4 protein-coding genes are annotated in these 12,549 nt (G+C 43.5%); all 4 read right to left on the bottom strand.

The genetic code is table 11. The annotated features are described in order from the left end of the window. Positions 1 to 378 precede the first annotated feature (378 nt). Positions 379 to 2,070, bottom strand: a complete 1,692-nt coding sequence (locus FN815_RS06040; RefSeq protein WP_142453728.1) for a DUF6250 domain-containing protein — start codon at positions 2,068 to 2,070, stop codon at positions 379 to 381. A gap of 354 nt (positions 2,071 to 2,424) precedes the next feature. Continuing rightward, positions 2,425 to 7,275, bottom strand: coding sequence for a rhamnogalacturonan lyase family protein (locus FN815_RS18850; RefSeq protein ID WP_185957185.1), 4,851 nt, complete (start codon positions 7,273 to 7,275; stop codon positions 2,425 to 2,427). 124 nt (positions 7,276 to 7,399) lie between these two features. Beyond that, positions 7,400 to 9,121: a T9SS type A sorting domain-containing protein gene (locus tag FN815_RS06030; RefSeq protein ID WP_142453727.1), complete on the bottom strand. Its 1,722-nt coding sequence runs from the start codon at positions 9,119 to 9,121 to the stop codon at positions 7,400 to 7,402. A gap of 115 nt (positions 9,122 to 9,236) precedes the next feature. Next, a complete protein-coding gene (locus FN815_RS06025; protein WP_142453726.1) occupies positions 9,237 to 12,218 on the bottom strand; it encodes a TonB-dependent receptor in 2,982 nt (993 codons plus the stop codon). Positions 12,219 to 12,549 lie beyond the last annotated feature (331 nt).

The raw sequence follows: 12,549 nt of genomic DNA, 5'->3' as shown, positions 1-12,549 counted from the left end.
CCGCGATGATCCGCACGATCCTTGTCATCCGCGTTCTATTCCTTAGCATCAATATATGGCTACGTTATTGCCCAACCGCCGATAGCCAAACGGCCCTATAAACTGTCCGGGCGGAGGTTTACCTAATGTTCATCATACCCCGACTAAAGTCGGGGGCTATATTCTGTCATCCCTATCGGGATTTTGCTACTGGCCTGGTTCAAGCGTCTCGCTTGGACCAAACAACATCATAAACAGCATGTTCATGACGACTTGTAATTTTTGCCATTTCCATACCCTCAAAGAGGCTCGTTATGAAGGTCCACCTTCGTAACGCAGTCCGGGAAGCTCCAGCTTCCTCCGGAATTGGTTGCAACGGATTGGAACACAGCAAATTTGTTATTCAGCCGGAACCAGTCTATACACCCGGAAATCAGAATAAACGTGATGCGTATTCACCAGCCGGAAGCCAAACCAACCTTCGGTATAAGCCGGGAACCGGTCGGTGGTATAAGTCACCTCTTCCATGGTTCCATCCGCTAGTGCAACCTCTACGGTATCGCCTTCCTTTATCTCGTAAAACACCTTGCCATCCACCAGGTATTGTACTACATCATCAAAAACTACCAGCTGGATGGTGTGGGTTTTACCGGGTTGAATGAGAAAACTCTGCTGTCCGTCTCTGTACGAAAGAGCGATATGATCAACCGGATCTCCGTTTTCATCAATACGCGGATAGCGGCGAAAGCGGGTTGTGGTATTATCGCGTCCGCCCATGCTGGCGTAATAGCCCTGCAGGGTGTGGTACGATGGGAAGGCACCGGTATATTTGTCTGCATCAAACAAAGCCATGGGATTGCCCGGATGAGTGGCATGCCAAAACGTATTCATATCCCGGACCACCACGCCTAATTCATTTACGTAGGTTGATGGTGCTTTTACTTTATAGGTGATGGCAATATTACCTGAAAACTCGTTACGGTTCCAGACGGTGGCTCCCCGGCCGGGAAGCAGTACTTCCAGGTATCCATTAAAAAAATCGATACGCGGCTCTGAGGGGGCTTCGGTGTCTTCCACCTGTATCAACCAGTCATTTTCACTTTCAAAATTGTTTTGATAGATCAGCTCGCCCACTTCAAATAATCCCTCACCGTATCCTTTTACGGCCGGCTTCATCACTTTATCCTGATCTCCGCTTCGTGGCTCCACCGATTCAGCTTCTTCAGCCATCAAGTGTCCTACCGGATTCCGCTGCAGACCTTTCAGAGCCGAAACCACCATTTTGGCGCTAAATTTTGCCCCTTTCTTGGTAGAGTGTACTCTGTCTTCTACAAACAAAGCATCTACTTCTTCATCACTCATTTGCTCATACTCACTGCCAATGATGTCATTTAAATCTAAAAAGGCCACGCCCTCTGCGGTAGCAACCTGTTCAGCCCATTGATCATATTTTACCAGTTTACTGATTACGGTTCCGTTGGTAGGTACAGGTGAACAGATCATTGGAGTAGCACCTGCTTCCCTGATTTCGGAGACGTACTTCCGGAGATATTCGCCGTAGGTATACACCGTTTCTTCCTCTTTAGTGAGTTGGTTAAATAAATGGCGACTTTCATCCCCGATTCCATCCAGCACACCCCGGGCCCGGCTGGAGTCGTCTACAGGGCTGGCATCATTATGCCCGAATTGGATAAGTACTACATCGCCAGGTTTTAGCAATTCCTTTTGTTGATCCCAGTATCCCTGGGTAATGTAGGTTCGGCTGCTGCGTCCGCCTATGGCACGGTTAACCACATTTACTTTTCCATCATCAAACCATTCATGCAGAAAACTCCCCCATCCCCATTGGCCGTTGGCGCCGTCGCCAGCTCCGTTGCGTACGGTGGAATCACCTATTAAGTAAATAGACGGTAATTCGGAATTACTTGCTTTGGGAAGCTTGATGTCCCGTTCGTTAGCGTTTTGGGCAAATGCATTGTTTTGAGATATCCCACCGACTATCAAGAAAAAACCAAGAGCCAACATAAAAAAGTGAAAAGTATCGGATACCGTTTTTTCTTCTGAGTGGATTATTTCTTCTTTACGTCTCATTTAACAAAAAGTGTGGATTAGTAGATTGACATTTGGGGATCAGAAATATCGAAATAACTGAGGGTACAATTTCTTATTAATAAGAGACATCCAGCGGTTATTTCTACTGTACTAGCATTCAATCAATTAAGGGAAAGAAAGGAGAGTTCTGTACTATAAATGATCGATATATCATGAGAAGCTGCCGACGTATTACAGCTTGAGACCACACCGTAAAATTAGTCACTTGGAATTCAGATATGGTAAACTGAAAAACAAACGAGGAATCTCTGATAAGAAAAGGCTTAAATAAAAAAGAGTTTCTCCAAAACAAAGTTTGAAGAAACTCTTAATGTAGTTCTTAAATAAGGCTGGTTATTTGATAAGCATCATTTTCTTTACCTGGGTATAATCGGATGTTCTCAAGCGGTAGAAATAGATACCACTTGCCAGATTTGAAGCATCAAAGGTTCGTGAATAAGTACCAGAGGTCATTCGTTCGTTGACTATCGTGGATATCAATCGACCGTTTATATCAAACACCTCCAATTTCACATCTCCTGAAACAGGTAGAGAAAAACTAATATTCGTGGTTGGGTTAAACGGATTCGGGTAGTTCTGTAACTTGTAATCCTTAATTACAGAACCATCTTTACCTTCCGGATTAATACTTACACTCACATATTCATCCGGGTAGATGATATTTGGCTGCGGAGAGCCGTCCGGCATGTAATACCCAACATGTGGTGGCTGATTATAGGCCACATTTTGCCATGCGATACTGATCCTGTATAGAGGATCGTGCATCAGGGTATAGCGTCTCACATCTGAGGTATCAGAGGTGGTGAATATTCGCAGGCTGGTGTTATCGTCACTACGAAAGATCACTTCCTCCCTCCAGTCTCCAAACAGATCTACACTGAGATTCGGTGTGGCTTTAGTACCATTGTTTGATGAAAAACCATCTGCAGTAAATATCCGGCCGTTTTCCATATCATCGATATAGTTGCGGTCTAGTAATTCGCGGGTAACATCACCATCCCAGTAGATAACAAAATTGGCTGATGGTGGTGAAAGGTCTATTGGGTCCCCTTTCGCATTATATGCGCCTAAGCCCCATGCTTCTGCACCGCGATATTCAGCAGAAATATCCTCAGCCACCCCACGGCCAACATCGTCATCGCTGGGTACTTCCCAGATCATACTTCCGGTTCCGGCATTCCTGAACGACAGGCCTGGTCCGCTCCATTCATGAGGCATGAAGAATTCCAGTCCTGGAATGTCAGGATCCAGATCCCCCAAGTGCCCGGCATCGCCATGACCGTTTCGGGTGGTATACAATCCCGTACCGTCGTCATCGATAGCTGCAGAGCCAAACATTATTTCATCTTTTCCGTCTTCATCAACATCTCCTACGGCAATGTTATGGTTCCCCTGTCCGCCATATGGATCAGAGCTCCATGGGCCGGCTTCAAAGTTCCAACGGTTTGTTAAGTTCTCACCATCCCAGTCCCATGCTGCGACAACATATCCTTCATAATATCCACGGGACATGACCAAGCTTGGACTTTCCCCGTTGAAATATCCAACAGCGGCTAGATACCGTTCTGATCTATTGCCATAGCCATCGCCCCAGAAGTTTTCAGGGTTATTTTTGAAATCGTACTGAGGACTATACAATTCTGTTTGCAACTCTTTGCCGGTTGCTCCTTCAAAAATGGTCAGGTATTCTGGGCTTGGATATATAATCCGGCCAGTATTAGTAACATAACTCGCGGCATCATCATCGTCTGCGGCCGGCCCTGTACTGAGGTAATTTCCTTCCCCGTCCCTTGTTCCAGGAGCCGTCTTCAAAGCAACTTCTGCTTTTCCATCGCTGTCAAAGTCATACACAATGAACTGAGTATAATGTGCACCGGAGCGAATATTATCACCCAGTTCAATTCTCCACATACTCGTACCGTCTAATTCGAGGCCTTCCAAAATAGTTTGATCGGTGAGACCATCCTGTGCATTATCTTTTGCATTTGATGGATACCATTTCAAGACTAATTCGTATTCGTTATCGCCGTCCAGATCCCCAATCGACATATCATTGGGAGAATAGCTGCCCCCATGGGTACCATCGGCAGGAATATTCAGAGGAATATCAATGAAGGAATTTGCCCAAACGCTCGCAGTAGCCTCCGATTCAGATAGTTCTGTACCATCTTCAACTGGAATTACCGAGTAGTTAGCGTCTGCACTTCCATCAGCGTCTACATAATTTGTCCGGTCAGTAATCGGTTCACTGTTAACCAATGTTCCATCCCGGTAGATATTAAATCCGAGATCCGGCGCTTCTTTTCCAAGCAGACGCCAGGAGAGGTATATGTCGTCCCCTCGGTCGATGGCAATAAGTCCGCGGTCAATATCTTCCATCACTCTTGCAGGCAGTTCAGATCCTCCTCCGTTACCTTCAATGATTTCAAATGTGACCGTATCAGAACTTGCTAATGCCCCGTCATCATCTTCTGCTATCGCAAAAAATTCATAGGAACCCAGTTCATAAATACTCAAATCAATCTCGTATTCATAGGGACTGGATGTTGCAGAGCCAATCTCGTTACCATCCATATAAAAGGATACATTTGCAATTTCACCATCAGGATCGCTGGCTGAGGCAAGAGCAGTAAGCATACTGTTTGATTCGTAACTGACGCCGTCTGCTGGTCGGCTTAAGGTGATATTAGGTTCAAGGTTCGGTATCACAGGTACTCCATTTTCCGACTTGTACACGAGCCGTGGAGCTACTAACTCTCCGGCTTCTTTTGAGCTCATCGCATAAATATCAGAATTGTTTGAATACGTCCTGATTATCGCAAAGGTAACAAGCCCATTGTTATCATTTCTGATAAAGGCATCAAGCTTATCGCTGGGTTCGGAATACAAAAAGGTACCGGTGCTGTCAGCATAAACGGTAATTGTAGTCAGTGAATCCAAATCATCGTTGATAGCATAGCTACCATTTATAGCAGATTCAAACCCAGGGGCTGAATTATAGCTTATCGATCCCTCATCCCACTCATCTTCCGCCTCGTTTGTTAAACCGAAAATGGTGAACGATAACGTTTCATCGCTCATATTTTCTGCATAGGTAGGGTTAATCCCGATTACGGCACCATCCGGAGCGGCGCTAACACTACTTACATCAAACCGCAACATAGAAGCACGAAAGCGCACAGCTTCCCAATATCGAACTTCAAGGTCGGTCCGGTCTCCGCCGGTAAAACTACCTGCCCTGTTTTCATCGTTAAATAAAGTCACGTCGGCGCCATTTGAATCAAATGTGGTTACCATCTCTGATGACCCGGCTCCGCTGCCTCCTACAATATCAATTGTGACCGTATCGGAGCTTGCGGTCGCTCCATCATCGTCTTCGGCTATAGCATAAAACTCATAAGAGCCTGATGCATACATGCTTAAATCAATCTCAGATTCATAAGGACTCGATGTCACGTTGGCCACCGCGGTACCGTCCATGTAAAAAGAAACGCTTGCAATTTCTCCATCGGAATCGATAGCCGTTGCACGTGCGGTAAGCGTGCTGTCTGATTGATAAACCATGCCTTCTTCCGGGCTATTCAGCGTGATGGATGGCTCAAAGTTTGGTAACACCGGCTCCCCATTTTCAGACTGATACACAAGTCGGGGAGCAACCGACACGCCGGCCTCTTTAGAGTTCATCGCATAGTAATCAGAATTGGTCGATATCGTTTTTATAATCGCAAAGGTAACCAGCCCATTGCTATCATTGTTGATGAACGCATCGAGTTCAGTACTAGGATCAGAATATAGGAAAGCGCCGGTACTATCGGCATACACTGTAATCGTGGTTAGTGAATCCATGTTTTCGGTGAGGGCATACGTGCCATTTGCCGCCGATTCAAATCCAGGCGCTGAACTGTAGTTTACTGATCCTTCATCCCAATTATCCTGCGACTCATCGGTCATCCCGTAAATCGTGTAGGTCAAACTTTCTGCCCCCATTTTACCGGCATAGGTGGGATTGAAACCAATCACAGCACCATTGGGAGTACTACTCACATTGCTCACGTCAAATCGCAGTATTGAAGCCCGAAAACGTACTTCTTCCCAATAGCGAATTTCAAGATCGGATCTGTTTCCACCAGTATAATCCGCGCCTCTGTTATCATCATTATAAATGGCGGCGTCAGCTCCATTTAGTTCAAAGGTGGTGACCATTTCTGCATCACTACCCCCAATAGCTTCAGTAATCTCAAACATAACTGTATCTGAACTTGCTACCGCTCCATCGTTATCTTCAGCTATTGCATAAAATTCATGCGATCCCAAAGCATACATACTTAAATCGATCTCGTATTCAAACGGACTGGCATTCACAGAGCCTATTTCGGTATCGTCCAGGTAAAAAGAAACGCTCGCAATTTCTCCATCGGAATCGCTCGCCGAAGCACTTGCAGTGAGGGTATTGTTCGATTCGTAACTCGCTCCGTCAGTAGGGCTATCCAATGTAATGCTGGGCTCGGTATTCGGTAAAACCGGTTCTCCATTTTCGGATTGATATACCAATTTGGGAGCCACTGATTCCCCTGCTTCTTTTGGGCTAATAACATAGCTGCCTGATTCAGTCGAATAGGTTTTAACGATAGCAAAGGTAACGAGCCCGTTGGTATCGCTGTTGATGAACGCATCAAGCTCGGCGCTTGGCTCCGAATACAGGTAGGTATCAGTGAGATTGTTATAGACCGTAATGGTCGTCAGTGAATCCAAATCTTCATTGATGGCATACGTGCCATTTGCAGCAGCTTCAAATCCAGGCGCTTCATTATAGCTGAACGATCCTTCATCCCAATTATCTTCCGATTCATTGGTTAAACCGTAAATCGTAAAGGTCAAACTGTCTGCCCCCATACTACCGGCAGAGGTTGGGTATAGACCAAGCACTGCGCCATCCGGAGAGCTGTTTACGGCGTTTACATCAAACCGCACCATAGAAGCGCGAAAACGAACCTCATCCCAATATCGGATTTCAAGACTGCTTCGGTCTCCTCCGGGGAAATCTGCACCCCGGTTTTCGTCGTTATATAAAGTCCCGTCGGCTCCGTTGAGGTCGAAGGTTGTCACTACCTCTTGGGCCTGTGCATAGGGAAATATCCCCATAGCAATTAACAATAATGTTATAAATTTTATCTTCCTAATCATAGATCCCCTTTTTGCTCAAGTTAATAACTCACTCAAAAGCTGATACTTTTTTATCAGCTTTTGAGTGAGTTTCTCCAAACTTTGGTTTGGAGAAACTCTTGATGTAATACTCAGATGATGCTGATTATTTGATTAGCATCATTTTCTTGGATGAGATATGGTTCGTTCCACTTGCATCCGTAGCCTGTATACGATAAATGTACATTCCACTACTTAACTGGGAAGCGTCGAACCTTACTGAATGGGTTCCTGCTGATAAGCTACCCTCAGTAAATTCAAATACTTTTTGACCCAATACATTAAACACACTCAAAGTAACTTTTGATTGTGATGGCAATCCGAATTTAATAGTAGTAGCCGGGTTAAACGGATTCGGATAGTTTTCACTTAAGTAAAATTTATTGGGAATATTTGAGTTATTTGACTCAATGCTGGTTGGCAAGTTGTCCATGGTGATAAATGCAGACAAGCTATCACCTGGTTCGTACACAAAGGTTGCAGTTGTCATTGAATCCTCCAATGCAGCCAGGTAAGTGTCTCTGTTGGCCATATAGTCGGCTTTAGCATCTGGGAACCAGTTCAAGTCACCAAGCGGTAATCCATCTGTACCTACTAAATTCTCATTGGAATAACTCAAATCCATTTCGATAGGCCAGTTTTTATTAGGTGTACCATCCGCATTCCATGTGATAGGTGGGGTAATTCGCCAGTCTGAATAATTTGTTGCATCTGTCCAGTTAGCCAGATTCCATCCATTCATGCTATCAATTTTGGTTGGATTCACATCAAAATTGGGATCCAATTGCCAGTAGTTTTTACCAATGGTAAAGTTGTCGTCAGCACTAATAGTTGAGTCAACATCTACATTCCATAGATAACTTTGTCTAACATGAGCAGAGTCATCAGCTCTCATTGGGTTGATGGTATCTTCCCAATAGTTACTAATAGCTGGGTCCAGGTAAAAAGCATTAAAGCCCTGGTATATTGCAACCGAGTCAAGATTGTTTTTTACACCGGCATGTGTTTCAAACGTGGTGAAGGGAGCTTCGTAACCGTTTGTTCTTAAATCACGACCTCTCCAGCTCCAGTTGTAATAAATATTATTGGCCTGCTTGGCAGAAAACCAGTGAAGCTCATGACCATTAACTTGCTGATTAACAAGAGTATTGTGGATCTCGGTCATTTCTGAAGTAAAGAAGTCACCACCGTTACCAAATGTACGGGCTCCATTAAAGAGGGTGTTATTCTCGAAGGTTAATTCCAGAACTTCTGCATCAATACGGAAAGGCATGCCACCGAATGGAGAACCACCTCTTCGGTCCATGTTGATAAAGAGGTTGTTGGTGACGGTAAATTCCTCAAGTGCACCAGTACTTCTGGTAGTGTGATCTCTAATATCAGTGAAAACATTATTATCAAAGATCATTTTGTATCCGGCAAAGTTGCGAACAATAGACGAGATGTTAACATCATTTGGAAGCAGACCGGTGAATATAGCGTTTCGCAATTCAACACTTCCGCCTTCATTTAAGTTAATCATGTCTCTTGCGCTACCGTCAGCAGCTGGAAATTGGAAAAATACCGGTGGATCTTCCTGGTCGAAAATCCAGGTATCACCGTCGGGTCCAAGGATCTGCAGATCAAAGTTGGTTTCCAACGTTCCGTCAAAATAATAGTATTGACCGGCTTCAGCCAAGTAGGTTGTTTCAGTACGAGATCCATCTGCTGTGGTGTCTGCTGCAATCTGAGCATTGACCGCTACTGCAGGATCAAGTGTCACCTGTGCCGACACACTGGTGGCCAGCACAAGGATAAAAGCGGGTAAAAGTAGTATAAATTTCTTCATTATATATATACCTCTTATGGTTGTTTGTGTATTAAATTAGTTACGTATTTCGCTTCTATATTGATCTTTCACCTCCTGTTATTCAGCATGATTTAAATTAGACTATAAACTTTATTTAAAATGAATATCGAACGCCCAAGGCTGCTGTTCGTCCATAGTACTGCACATTGGATAGTTTTCTCCTGGTGCTGCTAAATTGACGATCTGGGGTATTAGTGATGTTATTTACATTCAAATAGGCTTCAAGTCCTTCTAACCAAGGAAGCTTTTGGCGAGCGGTAAAGTCCCATCTCTTGTAAGGCGCAGTGTAGGAATCAAGCTCATCATAGGTTGAGTTGATGCCACGTAAAATATTATCCGTGTACTGATAAGAGATTCTGGCAGAAAACCCTCCGAGATCATAACCTACGGTTAGGTTCAAAATATCATCCGGCTGGTTAAGTAATCTACCTGATCTTACGGTATCTACTGTTACATACTGAAAGAAAGGAGGATTTCCTCTTCTTTCTGTGTAATAGTTGGGATAATAGGTCTCAGATTGTATATGGGTATAATTAATGCTGAAAACCAGCCCCTGTAATACCTCTGGCAAGTACCAGAAATGGGTTTGCCACTCTAACTCAACCCCTTTTACATTGGAGGTTCTTTCTAAGTTCGTCCAGGTATTAATAGTGGTAGGATCTCCGTTCTGTGGTAAGCTAACCCGATTGTTAATCTTAGAAGCATCTTTTGTCAAATATTCAATAGGTACAATAAAGTTTTCTATGCTCTTATAGAAAACCCCTGCTGTAAATAACCCAATATGATTTTCATATATTGATAGGTATGCATCGTAATTATCGCTCGTAGAAGGCTTCAGACTGGGGTTACCCAAGTTTAAGCTCGGAGAAGCATAGGTATCAAAATATACATAAGGAGAGATGGCACGATAATCCGGATAGATGATACTTTCAGTGCGGGCTAAGCGTACATCTAACCAATCTGTTGGTTTAATGCGAACCTGCATTTGCGGAAACCAGTTTTCACCTTCGGTAACATCGCTTTCTATGGTCTCTGAGTTATAATAATTTTCACCAGGCGTGGTTAACCGACCAAATACAACGGTAGAATCTGCTGTATAATCGAAACCAAATTGCTCATATCTGATCCCGGGCTGCAAGGTGACATATTTACCAATATTTATTTCAGCCATTGCATAAAAGGCATGAAAGTTCCGGGTATAATCATAGTCATATACATTAGAACCTAACGGAGCTGAAAGATAGTAACCATTGTCTCTGGCTATCTGCTCCATCCTTTTCATTTTATCAATAGACGTTAAGTCATAGAATCTTTCCCCGGTGATTCCTTCATTCCCGGAAAGAAAACTTTCTACTTTATAATCCGGATCTCTAAACAGAGCATCGGGTATGTGCGAATCAGATTCCTCCAAGCCAAGTTCTGGCCATTCGACTTTTAAAAGATCAATAAAATTCCCAGCAAGACCTCCCCTGTCTGTATCAATATATAATACTTCCTCGTCATTGTCCCTGGTATTACGCTCATATTTACCACCCACCTTCACATAACCAGTTACATTATCAGTAAGATTAAAAGGTCTCTGTAAATTAAGTGCGGCCGCCTGAGCAGCTACATTCACATCCCGGCTAAATGAGCTTACACCGGTTACAATTTTACCTTCTGGTATTACAGTAACCGCATTCAGGAAATTAGTTGGATTCATTTGATTCAGATTAGCAGAGTCACTCCTCAACCCCTGTACTCCACCTGACTCGGGTCTAATATCAGATCTTAAATCGTTGGGAGTACGCTGCAACGAAATCGAATTAGACAGTGAAAAGTCCATCTGAATATCACCAAATTCGAATTCGCCCTGAAGCGCATTATTGATAACTGTGTTGGTAAATTCACCAGTTGTGGTCCAGCCTCTCCAGTCATAACCTGTTGTAAACGTATTGTTCTGGGTTACCTGATGCTGATTTAGGCTGCTTACAAAATTATTCAATATTAATGAACCGTTCTCAAGCTCATAATCCAATACAAGGCTTCCTCCGGCTCGCTGGCGGTTTGTAACCCTGTCATTGATCGTAACATTAGACAGATACAGCGGCACAAATCCGTCCTCTATATTATCTTCATTGGTATAATATCCACTACCCAATACATCGGCATTCCTGTTTTGATCATCCAGGAAACCAGAAACCTGCACCCCTAACTTGCTGTCAAGAAAACGATTGGTAACCAGACCTGACAGCCGATAATTGCCATACGTTTCTTCGGGAGTGTAAGCCATAGATGCATATCCCGATTGCATTGAAAAATTTGCATGAAAGCCTTCTTTCGCTTTACCTACTTTCAGGTTCACCGTACCACCTACCGCATCTGCGTCCATATCTGCCGTTAATGCTTTGGTAACTGAGATACCTGATAAAACATTAGGGGCTATCATGTTGAGATCCACACTGCGATTATTTGGGTCGGTAGACTGCATACGGACACCATTCACCATCACAACGTTATACTGGGGTGATAATCCGCGAATAGCTACTTTTTGGCCTTCACCACCACTTCTCACAACAGAAACACCAGATAGACGCCCAACTGATTCTGCTGCATTAATGTCGGGGATATCTTGAATTTTCTCCGCTGACACCACATTCGTAATAGTATTAGAAGCTAATTGCTCGTTAATGGCTCCCGCTTGTCCTGAAGCCTGGGCTGTAATATTTATTTCCTCACCCTCTACGGCAACACTTGAAAGACTAACATCCACTTCTACCGTTTCACCTGCAGTTACGGTAACAGGTATTTCCTGTTGTTGATAACCAATATATGCAACTAATAAAGTGTAGTCGCCCGGCGAAACCCTGCGAATAGTATATTCTCCTTCCACAGATGTGGCTGCACCAAGGCTGGTTCCCTCTATCATAACACTTGCACCAATCAAAGGCTCACCAGAACTTTCATCCGTAACCAAACCTGTGATTCTGCCGGAATTTTGTGCCTGTACCGCACCTGTTCCCAACACTAACAAAAACAGGAGTACCCATACAGGAAACGCCCTTAACGTATTAAAATAATTGTAGATAGTATGCATAGATTTAATTCTTTACATGAATAATTAATAAGCTCAGTTAAAAAGAATACCTGAAATGGATTTAAGTATTCATATTCTAAAGGTTTAATTAATGAATACTTACAACCACTCATTGAAATCAATTTCTTAGATAGACAGCTACTTTTTATTGCCTGATGACCTCCAATTACAGGTATCACCGTGAGATAATACCGCATAAATCACAAGATTAAAAAGCGCTTCCAAAATCTTTACACTTTCGCTTTTTGATTATGTTGTCTATCCGTTTTTTTTAAAGAGACACCGATAAATATTATCTACTCATTTTTGTAAAAAAAGATTACAGCTCTTT

Origin of the sequence: Gracilimonas mengyeensis (assembly GCF_900182705.1) — a bacterium.
Classification (GTDB): Bacteria; Bacteroidota; Rhodothermia; order Balneolales; family Balneolaceae; genus Gracilimonas; species Gracilimonas mengyeensis.
This window is presented reverse-complemented; position numbering and strand designations above follow the sequence as displayed.